Below are 19426 nucleotides of genomic sequence, written 5' to 3'. Positions count from 1 at the left end.
GGTACCAATTTTGTTAAGAAACTTTTAAGAAAATTCGGGGAAATTAATGGTACCAATTTATTACCAAATAAATTATAATAGACTTTGGGTGATGGGAAATGAAAAAATGTTTGATATTTACCTTAGTGACTGCGTTTCTATTGACTTCATGTGCAAACGATAATATAAAAACCACCATGAAAGATTTGGAGTCAAACAATAAGCTTCTTTTGGAGCAATTAGAAGCTTTGCAAAAAGAAAATGACACTCTAAAGGATGAAAATAAGGATTTATCTCAGCAAGCAAAGGAAAAGGATCTAAGGATTGATAGATTAACTAGTGAAATAAGCTTGTATCAGAAGGGGCATTTTTTTCATAATGAAGATATTAGGAAAACAAAGCTTTTAGATGTAGATCTAAATAATGATGACAATAAGGATTTTATAAAGCTGGAATGTGACGATACAAAGTATTATAGATTGACTATTAATGATGTCGCAATAACAAGTATAGGAGTAAATGTAGATTATGATTTTAAGGTAGTAGATATTGATGTAGGAGATAATATAAAGGAGATTGCCATAAGCGAATGGGGCCCTGACAAAACGCCCAAAACCAGCTTCTATAGATATACTATTCATAGTGTATCCCATATAGGAAAAATCAATGGACATATTAATGACATAGAAAGGCCCGGGGATGGTAGCCTAACTACATTAAGCAGTGGCAATATACTTTGTTCATGGTTCTATAAAGATAAATACCAGCTTTCTCCAAGACATATGCTTGTGAATCAGCCTAAAGACCTTTATGAAATAAATCACAGGGCCAAGGTTTTAAAAAGTATACCTATACTTAAATCCACCACGGAAAATGAAATGATAGCGGCCCTTACAGTAGGGGAAGAAGTTACCTTACTCTCTAGTGATAACAAAAGATGGTGTCAAGTAGAAAAGGAAAATGGAGTAAGGGGTTGGTTCGAAGTAGAAGGCTTCGATGGAATAAAGGGAACGGGTTACAAAGCCAAGGATGTTTTTGAAGGATTAGATATTGATAATCAATAAGGTTAGACCTATTAGTCTGCGGACTAGTGGGTTTTTTATTTTGGAATATTTTATATACAGATATGCTCTCGAATCTTCAATCGATCGTTTTGAGGTTATATTATTGACGAAATACAACGAAAAAAATTATATTGTCATTTAAAAGCAAAAAAAAATAAAAAAAATTACACAAAATACAAAAAATGACAACATTTTTGAGGAAGATAGTGTATTATAGATATTAAGCATATCAATTAGATTATATATAGAATTTATAGGGGGAATTATATGCTTATTGATTACCTATATGTCGCAGTTTTTGCATCTTTTCCAGAAGCTTTATTTATACTTTTATTGGGGTTTAACCTTTCAAATGTAAGGGATGTAAGGCTGTCGAAAATTTTAATTATTGCAACGATTCAGTCAATAGTTGCGTTACTTGTAAGAATGTCTAATATATATTTTGGATTTCATACAATAATACAAATTATTTCATTATATTTTATGGTCATTTTATTTATGAAAATCAAATATTATAAAGCCATAATTCCAGTATTGATAGGGATGTTATCTCAAGGAGTACTACAAGGTATTATATTACCAATAAATAGTATTTTGAGAGAAATAGAAATGACTGATTTATATTATAATTCTAAATACTTAATTTTGGCTTATATCCCTATTAGTTTAGTGTCGTTATTGGTACTGATTGTTATTATAAGGAAGAACCTATTTCTATGTGATATTAATGATTAGAAGGTGATATCTTTGAAGAACAAAAACAAATATACCATTGTATTAACCATGCTGTTTCAGTCGATGGTTATAATAATACTTAACTTTTTAATACTCAATTCAGTTACTTTGAATGTAATTAAAGAAAGTATATTCTTTTTTTATATTCTTATAATTGTAACAGCTATAACAACGGTTTTTATGTTTATTTCTCTGAAAAAATTTAGCTATTATGAAAAAAAAGAAGCAGAGTTTAGATTAATGAAAACCAATATGGGAAATACGGAAGAATTGATAAAGCTGTTACACTCTCAAAGATATGACTATCTAACTCACATTCAAGCTATAGGAGCGTTACTTTATTTAGAGGAATATGAAGAATTGACTAGTTATCTGAAAGGTATATCAAAAGAAAATAGATTTACTAGCGAGATAGTGAGACTTGGGCATCCTGCTTTGACGGCATTGATTAACGTCAAAAGAGAAATAGCACGTGAAAAAGGTATATTTTTTTACGTTAAATGTAAGAGAAAAATATATAATATTGATATACACTCTTGGGATTTATGTAGTTTATTTTCTAATTTAATTGAAAACGCTATAGAAGCTTCATTGATGACTGAAGGTAAAAAATGGATAAAACTGATTGTGGATTATTGCAATAATAATTTTATATTTAAAATTGAAAATACAGGACAAATAGAAGAAAATATTATGAAGGATTTATTTAAACAAGGGAATACCACTAAATCTTCTGCTGGAAGAGGATACGGACTATATATCTCTAAGAAAATCGTGGACAAGTATGAAGGCAGGATAGATATTAAAAATACAGATGAAGATACTGTAGTATCCACAATCATATTATCTGGAAAGGTAGGTAATTATGGTAAAGAGGTTAGCTGATAATATTTCTAACTATATATCATTTGAATTAAACTATGATGATGAAAAAAGTGAGATTCTTTCCTATGGTCTACAAATTTTTTTAGGGACTTCAATAAAAACAGTAAGTATATTAATCTTGGCATATATTCTTAATATTTTTGAAACCACTGTAGCTGTATCCTTATCATTTGTTATCTTTAGAAGAATTATTGGAGGGAGTCATGTGGATACTTACAATAAATGCTATTGCCTTAGTATTTCACTAATGATTCTGGCAGGTATAGCGGGAGAAGTAATAAGCTTAGAGGCTCCAAATATTTTAATCCTGATTTTATTGATTTATGTATTAGCTGTAATAGCTACTATCCTGTGGATTCCTGCTGGTACAGAAAAGAAAATGATAAGAAATAAAGTTACGAGAAAAAGAATAAAGATTAAAACTATTTGTTTGTTGACGATTTGGTGTCTAGTATGTAACTATTTAAACAATATAGAGCTGTTTAGATATGTAACATCAAGCTTATTAGGTGTGACTCTATCATTTTTCTTGGCAAGTCCATTGGGGTATAAATTTACCAATTTTTAATTACTTAAGAAAAATATTAATAAAAAGGGGGATAATCAAATATGTTAAGAAATTTAAAAACTTTTCTATTATCATCAGCAGCTTGTGTATTTACACTAGTAGCTATGAGTGGTGCTAGTACAAGATGTATGCTTTGGGTTTACGAACCAGATATGCCGGAAAGTTTAAAAAGAGATTTATAATCAAAACTTTATACTTTTTCCAATGTTTTGATATGTGATAACAATCAGTATACAAGAAAAATGCTAGAGAAAATAACATCTAAAAATAAAAATAAGAGATAATGGATCAACTTAGATCTGTTGTCTCTTATTTTTTAGATTAAGGAGATTTTAAGAGGGGAGTTTTGATATTTATAAATCAAGATTTTGGCTGGGAACTCTAATGTAATAAATTTCCATTAAAACCTATTTTTTTTTATATATTAATAAACTTTTAATATAATTATCTTAGGGAATTATGTTATAATATGAATATATAAGTAGAATATGTTAATAATATGATGAAAAGGCAAACCTATAGAAATATAGGGACGCAAAGCCAAGGGTCTAAAGTCAACAGACTATGATAGCCGGTTACTGAATTTGTTTAATTAACTATATATTATAGTGGATTAATCCTGTTTGGTGACCAACCAGGTTTTTTTATTTTTTGTATGCTGATTCTATATTAACACATAGGGTACCATGGTGATGGGGGCGATTATAAATGAATAAAAAAGAATATGTACTATATGGATTAGACAATCATAAAAAAGTTATTGATGATATTATCACTACTTTAGATACTCCAAATGATGATTTTGATGTTAGGCTTATATTGACGGAGGCTTTAACTAATGCATTTAAGCATGGCAATGATAATAGAGTGGATAAACCTATCTATATCAGAACCACTTATGATGAGAAAAGTGTAAACTTTGAAATAGAAGATTGTGGGAGGGGTTTCTTTAACAAACCTGTAGTAGAGGAGATATTAGAGGAGAATGTATTAGATAGCTATGGAAGGGGATTATTTCTTATAAAGGCTATTTCAGACAAGTTGGAATTAAGAAAGAATGTTTTAATAATACAAAAAAATATAAATAAATTAGAACCTGTATTTAGTATATAGGGATTCTAGTCAAAACTTTAATTTATACATATCAAAAATCCCCAGAAACATCGGATATTTTGCTATGTATAAATTAAGATTTACTTGGAACTCTCTATGGTATTAAGTTACTAAAGTGACAAAAAACATGGATTTATATTCCTTGGGATTGTCAATTTTAAGATTGTTTTTTCAGAAAAATTTTACTGGAAGCTAGGGAGTTTGATGTTCCTAAGCTTTTTTCTTTTTGTCATTTGTATTTTTAACTTTAAGTAAGTTTTTTTAACTTTAAGTAACTTTTAATATATATAATCTAAAAAATTATGTTATAATACGTAATGGGCTAGTATGTTTTAAGATGATTTTATGGAAATGTAAAGCCACAGCTACTAGTTCAATAGTTTTGGAATGCTAGTTGTACAAGCTGTTTATTTATGTATATATAACCCACTTGTAAAACTCCATTTTGGTTTTTGTAACAGTCGATTTTTCTAGGCTAGTCAAGAAATCGAAATGTTAAAGCTTTATTAAGTTATATAATATAGTAAAAATCCTGCTTAGTACAATAACAGGATTTTTTTTATCTTAATATATTAATGGATACAAAATTTATAAGGGTATTTACTTTGTTATACAAAATAGGAGTGACATAAATTGAAAAATACAATGGCACAAAAAAATGATTGTGATGTAGAGGAGTTTTCTGAAAAAGTTAAGCTTGAAAATGAATTGATAGAAGGTGACGTAGAATATAAAGCGCTATTGAATGATCCAAGTGATGTAATATTTTTTGGTCAGGCAAATAAAGAAAAATACTGTGAGATTGTTAATTTGCTACCCGATGCAATAATTATTACTGTTGATGGAAAAATTGTATTAGCAAATAAAGCGGCGTGTAAATATTTTAACAATCTTGTTAATGAAAGTGCATATAAGTTTGTTCCTAATTTTGACCATATTATGAAAAAAAGAATTGATCAAATAGTAAGGAATAAACAGGTAAAAACCGTATTCGATTATAAAATTACTTTAGAGGATAAAACAGTAATTGATATGGAGGTATCTTCTAGTTATTTGAATTTTCAGGGTAAACCAGCGGTTTTATCCATAATGAGGGAGATTACAAAGCGAAAAAAGGAACTGAATTCTGCTTCTAAAATGCAAAAACAGCTTTTTAAAAAACCCTTTACAATTCCTAATAAAGTAAAAGTCGATACTCTCTATGTTCCTGCGAGAACAGTGAGTGGAGACTTTCTTTATCTATGTAAAAAAAATGAGAACCTTCTCATTGGTATCATTGGAGACGTGTGTGGTAAGGGGATTACTGCTGCTCTTAATATATCTGCATTTAATGTTCTATTTCACGAAGCGGCATTGATTAGTTATGATCCTTCTGAAATACTAAATAATCTAAATAGAAAGGTATCTGATTATTTAAGTGAAAGGTATATAGCGGCTTGTTGCTTTAGCTTTGACTTTGAAAATAAACAAGCAAAGGTGGTAGGTGCAGGCATCAATCAGTTTATCTATCAAAATAGCTTAACCAAATGTGAAAAAAAAATTGTTAAGGGTTCGTTTCTAGGTATGTTTGAAGATAGTGTTTTTGATGAACAAATAATTCACTTCAATTCTGGAGATAGATTTTATTTTTTCACCGATGGACTAGATTTTATTTTTGACGATGAGAATATAAGCGATATCGTACTTAAAGCACCTACAATAAATAAATTCACAAAGAGCTTAAAAACTTCTTTAAATGAGATGCTGACTGATGTTTATGGGATACAAGATGATTGTACAATGATTTCAATGGAAATAAAGTAAGGAAAGGATAGTTTGGAATGAAAAGAAATGAATATATACTATATGGCATAGATAAATATAAAGAAGTTATAGATGAAATTATCTCTGAGTTAGATACTTCACATGATATTTTTGATGTAAGACTCATGCTAACAGAGGCATTAACAAATGCATTTAAGCATGGGAACAATAATAGTGTAGACAAGCCAATTTATTTAAGAACTATATGTGATAGAAGAAGTGTAGAATTTGAAATAGAGGATTCAGGAACTGGATTTTTAAATGGAAATATACCAGATGAGATATCCGATGAAAATATATTAGATAATTGTGGTAGAGGGTTATTTATTTTGAAATCAATTGCTGATAAAATTGATTTTAGAAAGAATACTTTGGTTATACAAAAAAATATTAGTTAGCAATGAAGTTTTATAATATATGAAACAAAAAGAAGGAGGTTAGACATGAAAGCAAGTTTAAGAACAAAATTAGTATTAATGTTTTTCGTATTTATTTCATTGTCCATTACTGCACTAGGGACTATCTCTTATATTATGACGTCAAATTCAATACAGAATATGACAGAGCAAGAATTACGTGCGCTTACAGTTAAATCTTCGGAGTCCATAGATGAGGCTTTGGATTCAGTAAGCAAGTATGTACTTTTATTAAGCCATAATGAGGATTTGGCTAAATTTGCTATAGGTGATAACGAGCTAAAAAGTAAGGCCTTTGATTACTTATCAAAGGTTCAGAAGGGGGATAGTGGTCAGATTGAAGAGGTAATACTGGTGGATGCATTGGGTAAAGGGCTACTTAGTAGTAATGACATAAATTACAATATCAACCTAAGTGATAGGGCGTATATTCAAAGTGCTTTAAAAAACTCAAAGGGTATAAGCAAGGTAATAATATCTAAATCTTCAAATAACCCGGTGGTAGGAATTGCCTGTCCATTAACAATTAATGATAAAGTAGTTGGAGCAATAGTTGGAACTATTGATTTCAAACATATTACAAAATATATTTCAAGTATAAATATAGGAGATAATGGATATGCCTATATGATTGATAAAGATGGGTATTTCATATATCATCCTGATGGACAAGAAAAAATGAAGGAAAACCTAGGGGATACAGATAATGTAGAGTTAAAAGAACTTGTTGAAAAAATGAAATCAGGACAACCAGGCAGGGGCTATTATACATATGAAGGCACAAGAAAATTTGTTAGTTTCACTCCTGTGAATAATTGGGTGGTGGCGTTAACAGCTAATTACAATGAATATATGGCTCCAGCAATTGCAATTAGGAAAAATACCATATTCATTGGGGTAGCATCAATTATTGTTGCAATGTTATTGGCATATTTTTTCAGCAAAATAAATATTATTAATCCCATCAAAGAGCTTGAAGGGTTGATGATAAAAGCAGGTGATGGTGATTTAACCGTTAGATCCCATATAAAGACAGGGGATGAGATACAAATATTAGGAGAGTACTTTAATGCAATGATTGACCATCAATCAAATATCATAGGTCATGTTAGAAAGGGTTCCCAGGAACTTGCGATGGCTTCTGAGGAAATGGCTGCTTCATCTGAAGAAATAAGTGCCTCCACTGAACAAATAGCCAGCAATACACAGCAAGTAGCGGCTAATGCAGAAAGTCAAAAAGATTTGGTAGTTGAAACCTCCACGGTTTTGGTTGAACTTTCGAGCTTAATTCAAATAGCCCAAAGTAGAGCCAATACCACGAGGGATAATTCCCATGATACTATGGCTGCAGCAAATGAGGGGCGTATCAATGTAAATAGAACAGTTGAAGCCATTGAAGATATAAAAGAGATGTCAATTGAAACTGGAGATACATTAATCGTATTGAATGAGTTATCAAATAAGGTTAGTGGAATCATTAATACCATTAACAATATATCAGATCAAATTAATCTATTGGCATTAAACGCTGCAATTGAAGCTGCAAGAGCTGGAGAACATGGTAAGGGCTTTACAGTTGTAGCTGATGAAGTACGTAAGCTTGCTGAAGAAACTAATAAAGAGGCCAATGAAATATCCTCACTCATAAATGAAATGGTAATCCAAATTGATAAAGCCGTAGAAGCAAAGGATTCTGGCAAGGAGACAGTAGAAAATGGGGTAAGGATAGCTAATGAGACAGATAAGTCGTTTGTAAAAATTATAGAAGCAGTGGAACGAATTACAAAGGATATCGGAAAAATAGTAGATATAACAAAGGATGAGGTTGCAAGCTCAGATCAAATAATAGAGCTTATTGATTCAGTTGCAAGTATTACAGAAACCACAGCATCGAGTAGTGAACAGGTTGCGGCTGCAACCCAAGAACAATCATCAATAATTCAAAACCTAGCATCAACCTCGGAAGAGACCAGTGCTATGGCCAGCAGTTTAAATGATCTTGTAGAAAAATTTAGGATATGAGGTGAAATATATGAAGGAGATAAAATTATTAATACCTGAGAACTTTGCCGTTGATGAAGCCTCAGAGTTTAGAGAAAAACTAATCCAATTGATAGACAACGGAGAAAAGCATTTTGTTCTTGATTTCAGTAGCTGTTCATTTATTGATAGTACGGGTCTTGGAGTATTAGTATCCATTTATAAAAGATGTATGGAATTAGATGGTAGCTTTAAGCTTCATTCAATTAACAATCCCCAGGTTATGAAAATATTTAGGCTGACAAGGCTAGACAAGGTATTTGATATATAAGCTGAGGAAAACACTACTATAGAGATTCTATACATAAATTTGTTACAAATGTATTTTCATTAATGTGATAATTGGGTAGCTGGAAATGATTATTTTTTCATTTCTAGCTACCCATTTTTATAGGTCAAAGATGGCATAATGCTGTATAATTAGAGTAAAAAATAAAGGACATTATATAAAGGGAGTCATTTTATGACAGGTAGTAGCTGAAATGATTGTAATATCCTTGAGTAAATAGTGAAGTATATATAAAGTGAGGGCTATATAATGAAAGAAATTATGATGAAATATGGTAAAGGAAGAGTTAAGTTTCTATTGTCGGAAAGAAATATATTGGGTGAAATAAATTGTCCCGATTTAAATGAAGAAGGGGTTAGGGAAGAAGAAAAAGTTATCATGGATGCCCTTCAAAATCCAATAGGGAGTTCAACTCTTAGAGAAATAGTTAAACAAGGTGAAAGGGTATGCATCATCATTAATGATATAACTAGGGCTTATCAAAGACCCCATGTGTTCCTTCCATATATTGTGAAAGAATTAAATGCCGGCGGGGTTGAAGATAAGGATATAATATTTTTAAGTGCCACTGGGGCCCATAGAGTCCATAGTGATGAAGAAAAGAAGATTCTCATGGGTGAGGAGCTTTCTAAAAGATTTACTATTATAGATCATAATTGTAATGAAGATGATTGCTTAGTTTATTTAGGAAAAACAAGTAATGGAACACCTGTAAAAATTAATAAAATAGCCATTCAAAGTGATCATGTAGTCTTGACCGGTGGTATAATTACCCACGACTTAGTAGGGTGGGGAGGGGGAAGAAAATCTATTCTACCTGGGATAGCAGGATATGAATCTATCAAGGCTAATCACTACTTAGCTTTTTCGGAGACTATAGGTAAGGGGCTTAGAGAAAATATAGGTTCGGGCATTATTGAAGGCAATGTTCAACATAAAGATATAATTGAAGCCTCTGAGATGATAAAACCATCATTTATGTTTAACGTTATAATGCATAGGGATGGGAAAATAGGTGGTGCAGTTGCTGGAGATTATATAAAAGCCCATAAAGAAGGGTGTGAAATAGCTAGAAGGAATCTTGAAGTGAAATTAAAGGAAAAGGCCGATGTGGCTATTATCTCCTGTGGAGGTTATCCAAAGGACGTTGACCTGTATATAGCAGGAAAATCCTTTGAGAATCCCACATATGCTGTGAAAAAAGGTGGATACTTAATATTCTTAGCAGAATGCAGAGATGGAGTAGGATATAAAGAAGTTGAAGAGGTTATTAAGAACTTCAAAACTAATTTAGAAAGAGAAAAATTTATTAGAAAAAATTTTACAACAGCAAGACTTGGAGGATATCTAACTACAAAGCTTATCGAAGATTTTAACACCATATTTGTGAGTGAATTAGATTAAGAAATATTTAAAAATACAGATATTCGAGTTGTTAGAGATATACAATCCGCTCTAGATATTATTTATAGGGAACTTGGACATGACTTTAAAGCCTATTTGATGAGAGACCCATCCAATGTGCTACTGTGCAACAGATAGTAAAATATCTGAAAAAATTTATAATTATCCATAAATTTGTGGTAAAATTAATTTTATGTAGAGGGATTAAAGGTAGATGTACTAAAGAAAAATATGAACTTTCAAACTAACACAAAGGGTGATGTCTATGAATAAAGTTACAGTTGTGTTTCCTAATTATACAATAGGTGAAGGTGCTTTAGAGGATTTAGAAGATATATGCTTAAAGTATGGAAACAGGGCACTGATAGTAGGTGGAAGAATAGCATTAGAAAAAGCTAGACCTAAAATAGAAAGTGTACTTAAGGGCGGTGCCTTACAAGTAGCTGATTTTATTTGGTATGGTGGAGAATGTACATATGAAAATATAAATTTAGCTGCCAAAAAGGGTGAAGAACAAAGGGTTGATATGATAATCGGTGTGGGTGGAGGTAAAGCCATTGACACTGCCAAGGGAGCAGCTGCTAAGCTAAATGTTCCCGTATTTACTGTTCCAACTATTGCGGCAACATGTGCGGCCACCACTTGTTTATCCGTAGTATATAATCAAAAAGGGGAATTTGATTCATTCTATTTCTTTGATAAACCCCCTATTCATGTATTTATGGACAGTAAAATCATTGCCCAAGCACCAATTAAATATTTATGGGCTGGAATTGGGGATACAATTGCTAAACATTATGAATGCACATTAGCATCTAGGGGGGATAATTTAGACCATAGCTCCGGAATGGGTAGAGAAATTAGTGCCATGTGTGTAAAGCCCATGTTTGAATATGGAGAAAAGGCATTAAAGGATTGTGAAAAAGGGGAAAGCTCATTTGAATTGGAACAAGTTGTATTAAACAATATTGTGAGTACTGGATTAGTTTCTATGCTTGTGGAGGATAAATATAATGGGGCACTTGCCCATTCACTATTTTATGGACTTACCATATTAGAACATATAGAGAAAAAGCATCTACATGGTGAAGTGGTTGCATATGGAGTTTTAGTTCAGTTAGCCATGGATAATCAGATAGATGAATTAACGAAGCTATATGACTTTTATAAAAAAATAAAGCTTCCAACATGTTTAGATCATATTAAAGTGAAAAACGATAGGACATATCTAGAAGACGTCCTTGAAAATACGGTAACGGGGCCCGATATGGAATACTTACCATATAAAGTTACAAAGAACATGGTTTTTGAAGGTATTCAAAGATTAGAAAAGTTAAATGAAATGGGAGGTAAATTTCTATATGAAGCATAGATTTATATCAAAAAGATATTGGAATGATATTTCTACCCCGATGGGAGAAAGTGGAGATTTAGTAAGGAAATATGATGATCTTATCAATTTCAGTTTAGGTGATCCAGATTTAACAACCGATGAAAGAATTATCGATGCAGCCTTTAATGATGCTAGAAATGGGCACACCCATTACACTGATTTTTTGGGGGATATGGAATTAAGAGAAGAAATATGTAGGTACTATAAAGATGTATATAGTTATCCAGTTAAATTAGAAGAATGTATGATTACTACAAGTGGATGTCATGCCATGTGGCTAGTATTAGAGGCAATACTAGATGATGGAGATGAAGTGATAATACATGAACCCTACTTCACTCCCTATCCACAGCAAATTGAATTAACTAGGGGAAAGGCCGTTATGCTAGAAACCTATGAAGAAGATGGGTTTGAAGTAGATACAGAGCGGTTAAGGGGACTTATAACCAATAGGACTAAGGCTATAATTATAAATACTCCTAATAATCCAACTGGGACATGTTTTAGTAGAGAAACACTAGAATCCATAGCTAGTGTAGCTGTTGACCATGATCTTATAATCATCGCGGATGATATATATACTGCATTTAGCTACGCAGAGCCCTTTATTCCAATAACAACCCTTGATGCTATGAGGGAGAGAACAATAACAATAGGAAGTTTCTCAAAGGATTATTGTATGACGGGATGGCGTATAGGCTATGTATTGGCTCCAACCTTTATAATAGATACCATGAAGGATGTAAATGAAAATAATGTATTTACTGCACCCTCAGTATCTCAAAGAGCTGCTTTACATGCCTTGAAAATGAGGGAAGAAATACAGCCACCCATGGTGAACGAGTATAAAAAGAGGACTTTCTATGCATATGAAAGGATAAAAGACATTCCCAATATGTCGGTTTTACCTCCTAGGGGTAGTTTATACTTGTTTATAAATATTAAGGATACTGGATTAAGCTCAGGGGAGGTTGCTGATAAGATATTACGTGAAGCCCATGTATTAGTGCTTCCGGGAAATGCATTTGGGGCTTGTGGAGAAGGTTATATTAGAATAGCCGTTACTGTAGGCTTGAATAAATTGGAAGAGGCCTTTGACAGGATAGAAAAAATGGAGATTTTTTCTTAGCTTAAGTTCCTTTCTAAATGAAATATAGGAGTTTAGTCCTATAAGAAAATTTATTGAATAAATTAAACCTAGGAGTGGTCTAATGGTTAAATTGCCTTAGGTACAGCTCATAGGTTTTTTATTCATATAAATAGAAATACAACCAAAAATTTAAAGGAAATAACTAGTATTTGTCGAATAAATAAAAATATGCTTTTTTATAGTCTTTAGAGTTCACATAAAGAGTTCCAAGTAAATTTTAATTTTAGAACTAATATAGGGATTTTAGTGTAACTTTAACTTATACTATGAAAACCCTATATATTTTAAATTGGTCAGGAGGAAGCGGAGTTGAAGCTTAATAGGAAAAGTATTACAAAAAAAATCATCACTACATTATTGATAATTTTATTGATGGGATGTGGTGTTTCCTTTGGGGTAGGTTATAGTAGACAAATAAATGCATGGTTTTATGATATTAAGGTTAAGGTTAATGGAGGGTATATGCAATTATCAAATGAACCCTTTATATATGATGGGTGCATATATGTTCCATTGAGGGATATTTCAAACTGTTTAGGCTTTCAGCTTGTATGGGAAGACGATACAAAAATAGCCAATTTAACTGGAAATGGAAATATGCCATATTATAATCAATACAACAATAATGTACCAAACTATAACTACAATAACCCAAACTACAATAACCCAAATTACAATAACCCAAACTACAATTATCCCTACGTTGTAGCGAATAAGCAAAGTGATAGAGATATTGAAAGAAAACTTAATCAAGACTATGAAGAGTATACAGAAGGGACAGATGACTTAAAATTTGAATATGATGTATCTAAGGAATCAAGCTATATAAAGATAAAGATGGAAGGACAGAATTTCAATAAGTTTTCAACGGAGTGGAAAAAAAGAGACGACGATGATTTCAAGGATTTCGTTGAGGATATTGGAGAATTTGCTGGAGATCAATTAAGTGATGATGTTACTATTTATGTCTATGATAAAAACTCAAAAAATATTGCCAAATACGAATATGATGAAGGTAAGAATAAGCTTACAACAAGGTATGAGTATGATGATATGAGTATTGATGACATAGAGGATAAGCTTAATGATGAATATGAAGAATATACAGATGGGGATTATGATTTGAAGTTTGATTATGAATTAACAAAGCATTCAGACTACATCAAAGTGGCAATGGACGGAGAAAATTTCGATAGAACATCATCAAGATGGAATGATAGAGATGATAGTGACTTTAGAGATTTTGCTGAGGATATAGCTGAAGAAATTTATGATGTTATAGACGATAAAGATGTTAGAATCTATGTAGAAGATGAAGATGGTGATAAAGCGGCTGAATACTTTTATGATGAGAGCCGTGATGATTTTAGTAAAAAATATGAATACTAATATAATATAAGAAATATAAATCCTCCTGGAGTATGATAAAAAGTAAGCTTAGGAGGATTTTTTTTTACCTCAAAAACCTTAAGGATATGGGGTGGGTAAAATTAAGGTGAGTCCTGATATGTATAAATTGAAGCTTTGACTGGAATCTCTATAGATTAAAGATAAAAAAGAAAATAATAAGAAACATATAATGTTAATTTAGAGGGGGATCGAAAATGAATAATGAGATCCTATTGCTGGGACTACCGGTTAGAACTTGGGTTATAGTGGGTGGATTATTTATTATTTCTGCCTTAGGCCCATCAATTGTTGCTTTAATTTTAAAGTGCAAGAAGGTGATTTCATAATATGAATAAAAGTTTAGTATATCTTATATATTTTACATTCTATACCTTTGTATTATTATGGGTAGGCAAGGGGGGTTTTAAGAAAACAACAAATATAAGGGATTTCTATGTTGCAGGGAATAGTCTTGGGTTAAGGGCCAGTATTTTCACTTTTACGGCCACTTGGTTCAGTGCTGCTTCTATGCAAGGGTTGACGGGAACTTTATATGCCTATGGATATTCGGTTATTCTATACTCGGTTGTGGGGTGGTTTTTAGGAGCTATATTTTTAGTATTTATGTCAGTGAGATTAAAGGACTATGATATATTAACGGTTCCTGAATATTTTAGGATCAGGTATGATAGTAGATTACTTCAGGCATTGGGAGGGTTAGTAATCGTAATCTCCTATATTCTTTATATTATCATCCAAATACGTGGATTTGGAATTGTTATGTCACAGCTTTTGGATATAAACTATACATTATCTATTTTTCTTGTCTATCTATTCGTAATATATACCACCTTTGGGGGATTGTTTTCTGTAACAAGAACCGATGGTTTAAATTTCATTTTATTTTTCATAGGAACAATAATAGCTGCATCTATTATATTAAAGGATATTGGTGGATTAACCTTGATGAATGAAAAAGCCTCTTTGATATCAAATAAGCCATTTCCAAGCTTTCCATATACAATAGAAAAGGGAGGTCTTTTAGATCCCTTTTGTAAAGGCCTTCAAAATCCTATCATGATCTTTTCAGTTTCCCTTGCTTGGGGATTAGGACTAGCGGCAAATCCGCAATATGCAATTAGGATATCCTCTGCAAAGGATAAAAAGACCTCGGTAAGAATGATATGTATATCGGTACTTGTATTGTCAGTAATATATATAGGAATATTGATCATAGGAATAGGCTCCAGGGTATTAGAACCATCCCTTGAAAGTATACAGTCCGTGGATGAAATTTTTCCATATGTAATAAATAATGTGATATATTCTCCCTTAAGTGGATTTATACTGATTAGTATGGCTGCGGCAGCTATATCAACTGCAAATTCACAGCTTCTTATATTGGCAAGTGGATTTAGTTACGATATTTATAAAAATCTTTTCAACGAGAATATAACTGAAGAAAGGCTGTTGAATCTAAATAGATTATTTATATTTTTAGCCGGGACTATATCCTTAATACTATCCATAAATCCTCCCACTAGCCTACTTATTTATGGAAGCTATATCTGGGCGATCTTTTCTGTGACCTTCCTATTACCCTTGTATGGGGGACTGTATTGGCAAAAAGCAACAAAGCAAGGAGCCTTAGCATCCTTTGTAGGGGGGTTGGTAACAATAACCTTATTTTTCCTAATAAATACCATTGGGGATTCATGGGCTGCCATAATTCATCCAGTATTACCGGCTGTGGTTGTATCGTTAGTATTATTTTATGTAATCAGTAGAGTTACTTATAAATAAACATATGGATTTATTTATCTTTATCATTAGAAAAAGGTGATTGATGGTGAAATGGGATATAGAAAATAAGATACTGATTCCCTTTATGATTCTAGTAATATTACCAATATTAATAATAGGTATTGTTTCATATTGGAATGGATATCAAATGCTTTTAAACAATAAGGCAAAAAATCTTGAAGAAAATTTAGACGAACATATATTTTTTATTAATAGAATCAATGAAGATGTGGATAAAAATGACCTATCCATTGAATCAGCAAAAGAAAATGCCATTAACTATTTTAAAGAGCTAAACAAAGATGGCATGGTTATTATTGAGAATAATGAGCTTATTTTAAACAATCTTAGTGGGGAGGATTCCTTTATTAATAATATGTTGGATGATGTACTAAGATCAAAGGACGGTGTTCATAGGGATGATGATATATTATTTATCTATAAAAGTTTTAATAAATGGGAATGGGAAATAGGATACGGATTACATAAAGATATTTTTGCCGATGAACTGGTGGAAATCCAGAAGCATACTCTTTTGATAGCAATTATTTTCCTTGTATTTTCTATGCAGGCAACTATCTTTGTATCCCATAATATCTCAAAACCAATAAAAATATTAGCTGGCATATGTCATGAAATAGGTAAGGGAAATCTAAAAGAAGAAATAAATATATGCCGGAAAGATGAAATAGGAGTACTTGCAGAAGCCCTTAAAACCATGGTTAGTAAGCTTGAAAAAAACACAAAAAAACTTATGGAATTAAAGAAATTCAATGAAGATATTCTAAGAAGTATTTCAATTGGAATTATTACCATGGACAAAGGGGGAGATATTTTATCCGTTAATGAAACCGGTCAAAGGATTTTAGAATATAAGGATAAACAAAAGGAAAGTCTTAAAGAAACTTTAATTAAGCAATTAAAGGAGACCCTTTCACAGGAAGAAAGTAAAAATAAAGTATTGGCATTACACAAAGTAGATGATGGAAATAAGCAGTATTGGGATGTTACAACCTCTTTGCTTAGAAGTGAAGATAATAAAGTAAATGGAGCTATTTGTGGCTTTAATGATATAACAAGAAGAAAAACAATAGAGCAAAATATTGAAAGAATCAATAGATTGACTTCTATTGGACAATTAGCAGCTGGATTAGCCCATGAAATTCGTAATCCCCTTGCAGGGATGAAAATGAGTATACAAGTTTTAAAGGGGAGACTTTGTAAGGATAAGGAAGAATCAAATCTTAATTTATTTAATAGTACATTGTATGAAATAGATAGACTAAACAATCTTATAACTCAGCTCCTTGATTTTGCGAAACCCCATTTGCCTGAATATGATATGATAAACATATTACATATACTTAATAAATCATTAGATATCACAAAGAAGTACATACAAGAAAAAAATATAAAGACAAATGTTCATGTAGAAGCTAAAAACTTGTTGGTATTCGTAGATAAGGCTCAAATTGAACAAGTGTTTATTAATATAATAAAAAATGCAATAAGCTCAATGCAGATGCTAGGAATATTAAATGTAAAGCTTGAAACCATTCGTAATAAAGAAAAAGATTTTTTAAGTATTGTATTTGAGGATAACGGATGTGGAATTGAAAGTGAGAATCTAGAAAAAATATTTAATCCATTTTTTACTACTGATCCCCAGGGGACGGGCTTAGGATTATCTGTTGTTCATAAACTAATAGTTGAGAATAATGGAGGGATTGAGGTAAATAGTATTGTTGGTGAAGGAACTAAAGTTATTATTAAATTTCCTATCTATGGTGGTGAATTAGATGAAGAAAAGAGTACTAATAATTGATGATGAGAAAACCATTTGTTTGTCCTTGATGGAAGGCTTAAAGGATATGGGATATGAAGCTAAGTGTGCTATGGATGGGGAGAGTGGTATAAGAACAGCTTTTGATTTTAAACCCCATGTAATATTTCTGGATATGAGACTAGGGAATGAGAATGGATTGGATATTTTAAAACAGATAAAAAGTATTGATAGGGATACAGAGGTTGTAATTATGACTGCCTACGGGAATATTGAAACTGCAGTTGCCGCCATAAAGTATGGTGCCTTTGACTACATAAAAAAGCCCTTTGACTTTGAAGAAATAAATATTATCATATCTCAAGCCCTTGAAAAAGTTAATATGAAAAAGAAGCTGTATTTATTGGAAAAAGAAAAGGAATATGCCGTGGGTGCAATTATTGGAAAGAATTTTGTGATGAAAGAAATATATAAAGAAATAGATATATTATCGAAAAATGATAATGTAACGGTGCTTATCAAAGGAGAAACTGGAACGGGAAAAGAATTAGTAGCCGAAGCAATACACAAGAAAAGCCATAGAAGGGACGCACCCATAGTTAAGATAAATTGCGGAGCCATTCCAAAAAATCTTGTTGAAAGTGAACTCTTCGGATATGAAAAAAATGCATTCACAGGAGCTACTGCTAGGAAAAAAGGTCTTTTTGAGATTGGCGACGGAGGAACAGTTTTTTTAGATGAATTGGGGGAAATATCCTTAAGTATGCAAACAAAATTGCTTCGTTTTTTAGAGGAACGTAGGTTTAAGAGAGTGGGTGGACTCCAGGATGTAGATGTGGATATAAGAATAATAGCTGCTACTAATAAAAATCTTGAGGAAGCCGTAAAACAGAAGAAATTTAGAGAGGATTTATACTATCGATTGAATGTAATTCCCATAAATTTACCTCCGCTACGGGATAGAGAAGATGATATCCTATTACTTGCTGAGTACTTTTTATCGATATACAATAAGAAGTTCAACAGATCAATTAAAGGCTTTAATAACAAAGTGAAGGATAGATTTTTGACCTATGCTTGGCCAGGAAATGTAAGGGAATTAAAAAATATTATCGAAAGAATAGTTATTTTACATCATGTAGATTACATTGATATTTGCCATCTTCCATCTGAAATTAAAAATTATCATCAAGATATTGAAGAAGCTTTAGATATTAGAGAATCAAAACGGGAAATTTTTCATGAGAGTTTTTGTTTGGAAAATGAGATTCAAAGGATGGAAAAGAAGTATATAACCATGGCATTAGATAGAACGGGAGGAAATTATTCAAGGGCAGCAAATTTATTAGGAATTAGTAGATTTGCCCTAAAAAGAAGAATAGAAAAATACTTTGAAGGCCACAAATAAATAATACCAAAATTTAAAAAAATGAAAAAAAAATTAATAATCCTGCATTTTTTCTTGGCGTATATTAGAATCTTAAAATGTTTATCTTAAAAAGTTAAAAAAACAATGGGAAAAAAGTTGTAATGCAGAGAGGTTAATATGAATTTGCTATATATGAGCGATTTCGCACGAAAATTGCGAAATCGCTCATGTTGTTTGTGCGAA

Annotated in this window: 18 protein-coding genes and 1 riboswitch; all 18 genes read left to right on the top strand. The window is 31.6% G+C overall.

Annotated elements, in window-relative coordinates; all coding sequences use genetic code 11:
- Positions 1 to 98 precede the first annotated feature (98 nt).
- Positions 99 to 1043, top strand: a complete 945-nt coding sequence (locus tag N4A68_06215; protein ID MCT4563900.1) for an SH3 domain-containing protein — start codon at positions 99 to 101, stop codon at positions 1041 to 1043.
- A gap of 267 nt (positions 1044 to 1310) precedes the next feature.
- Positions 1311 to 1778 carry a hypothetical protein gene (locus N4A68_06210; GenBank protein MCT4563899.1) on the top strand — a complete coding sequence of 156 codons (468 nt, stop codon included), beginning with the start codon at positions 1311 to 1313 and terminating at the stop codon, positions 1776 to 1778.
- 12 nt (positions 1779 to 1790) lie between these two features.
- Positions 1791 to 2663, top strand: coding sequence for a GHKL domain-containing protein (locus N4A68_06205; protein ID MCT4563898.1), 873 nt, complete (start codon positions 1791 to 1793; stop codon positions 2661 to 2663).
- Positions 2644 to 3231 carry an accessory gene regulator B family protein gene (locus N4A68_06200; GenBank protein MCT4563897.1) on the top strand — a complete coding sequence of 196 codons (588 nt, stop codon included), beginning with the start codon at positions 2644 to 2646 and terminating at the stop codon, positions 3229 to 3231. The genes N4A68_06205 and N4A68_06200 overlap by 20 nt, the downstream gene beginning before the upstream one ends.
- A gap of 41 nt (positions 3232 to 3272) precedes the next feature.
- A complete protein-coding gene (locus N4A68_06195; protein ID MCT4563896.1) occupies positions 3273 to 3413 on the top strand; it encodes a cyclic lactone autoinducer peptide in 141 nt (46 codons plus the stop codon).
- Positions 3414 to 3730: 317 nt separating this feature from the next.
- A riboswitch (cyclic di-GMP riboswitch) is annotated at positions 3731 to 3814 on the top strand.
- 125 nt (positions 3815 to 3939) lie between these two features.
- Complete coding sequence (locus N4A68_06190; protein ID MCT4563895.1) at positions 3940 to 4344, top strand: ATP-binding protein; 405 nt, start codon at positions 3940 to 3942, stop codon at positions 4342 to 4344.
- A gap of 633 nt (positions 4345 to 4977) precedes the next feature.
- Positions 4978 to 6147, top strand: a complete 1170-nt coding sequence (locus N4A68_06185) for a SpoIIE family protein phosphatase (GenBank protein ID MCT4563894.1) — start codon at positions 4978 to 4980, stop codon at positions 6145 to 6147.
- Positions 6148 to 6164: 17 nt separating this feature from the next.
- Positions 6165 to 6545, top strand: coding sequence for an ATP-binding protein (locus tag N4A68_06180; protein ID MCT4563893.1), 381 nt, complete (start codon positions 6165 to 6167; stop codon positions 6543 to 6545).
- A 45-nt stretch (positions 6546 to 6590) separates the two neighbouring features.
- Positions 6591 to 8585 carry a methyl-accepting chemotaxis protein gene (locus N4A68_06175; GenBank protein ID MCT4563892.1) on the top strand — a complete coding sequence of 665 codons (1995 nt, stop codon included), beginning with the start codon at positions 6591 to 6593 and terminating at the stop codon, positions 8583 to 8585.
- 10 nt (positions 8586 to 8595) lie between these two features.
- On the top strand, positions 8596 to 8874 hold the full coding sequence (locus tag N4A68_06170; GenBank protein MCT4563891.1) for an STAS domain-containing protein: 279 nt from the start codon (positions 8596 to 8598) through the stop codon (positions 8872 to 8874).
- A 267-nt stretch (positions 8875 to 9141) separates the two neighbouring features.
- Positions 9142 to 10296 carry a nickel-dependent lactate racemase gene (gene larA, locus N4A68_06165; GenBank protein ID MCT4563890.1) on the top strand — a complete coding sequence of 385 codons (1155 nt, stop codon included), beginning with the start codon at positions 9142 to 9144 and terminating at the stop codon, positions 10294 to 10296.
- A gap of 265 nt (positions 10297 to 10561) precedes the next feature.
- Positions 10562 to 11668 (top strand): iron-containing alcohol dehydrogenase family protein, encoded by a 1107-nt coding sequence (locus N4A68_06160; protein ID MCT4563889.1) that lies wholly within the window; start codon positions 10562 to 10564, stop codon positions 11666 to 11668.
- Positions 11658 to 12818, top strand: a complete 1161-nt coding sequence (locus N4A68_06155) for a pyridoxal phosphate-dependent aminotransferase (protein ID MCT4563888.1) — start codon at positions 11658 to 11660, stop codon at positions 12816 to 12818. Before N4A68_06160 ends, N4A68_06155 begins: the two co-directional genes overlap by 11 nt.
- Before the next feature lie 330 nt (positions 12819 to 13148).
- Entirely contained in the window at positions 13149 to 14228 is a 1080-nt protein-coding gene (locus N4A68_06150) for a copper amine oxidase N-terminal domain-containing protein (GenBank protein MCT4563887.1), read from the top strand.
- Positions 14229 to 14443: 215 nt separating this feature from the next.
- Complete coding sequence (locus tag N4A68_06145; GenBank protein ID MCT4563886.1) at positions 14444 to 14575, top strand: hypothetical protein; 132 nt, start codon at positions 14444 to 14446, stop codon at positions 14573 to 14575.
- 1 nt (position 14576) lies between these two features.
- On the top strand, positions 14577 to 16031 hold the full coding sequence (locus tag N4A68_06140) for a sodium:solute symporter family protein (protein MCT4563885.1): 1455 nt from the start codon (positions 14577 to 14579) through the stop codon (positions 16029 to 16031).
- Positions 16032 to 16077: 46 nt separating this feature from the next.
- Complete coding sequence (locus tag N4A68_06135) at positions 16078 to 17856, top strand: ATP-binding protein (protein MCT4563884.1); 1779 nt, start codon at positions 16078 to 16080, stop codon at positions 17854 to 17856.
- Positions 17831 to 19222 carry a sigma-54 dependent transcriptional regulator gene (locus N4A68_06130; GenBank protein ID MCT4563883.1) on the top strand — a complete coding sequence of 464 codons (1392 nt, stop codon included), beginning with the start codon at positions 17831 to 17833 and terminating at the stop codon, positions 19220 to 19222. Before N4A68_06135 ends, N4A68_06130 begins: the two co-directional genes overlap by 26 nt.
- Positions 19223 to 19426: the final 204 nt, after the last annotated feature.

The sequence above is a fragment of the Maledivibacter sp. genome, from assembly GCA_025210375.1.
Taxonomy (GTDB): domain Bacteria; phylum Bacillota; class Clostridia; order Peptostreptococcales; family Caminicellaceae; genus JAOASB01.
The sequence above is the reverse complement of the archived record's forward strand: the minus strand, read 5'-3'. Positions and strand labels throughout refer to the sequence as shown.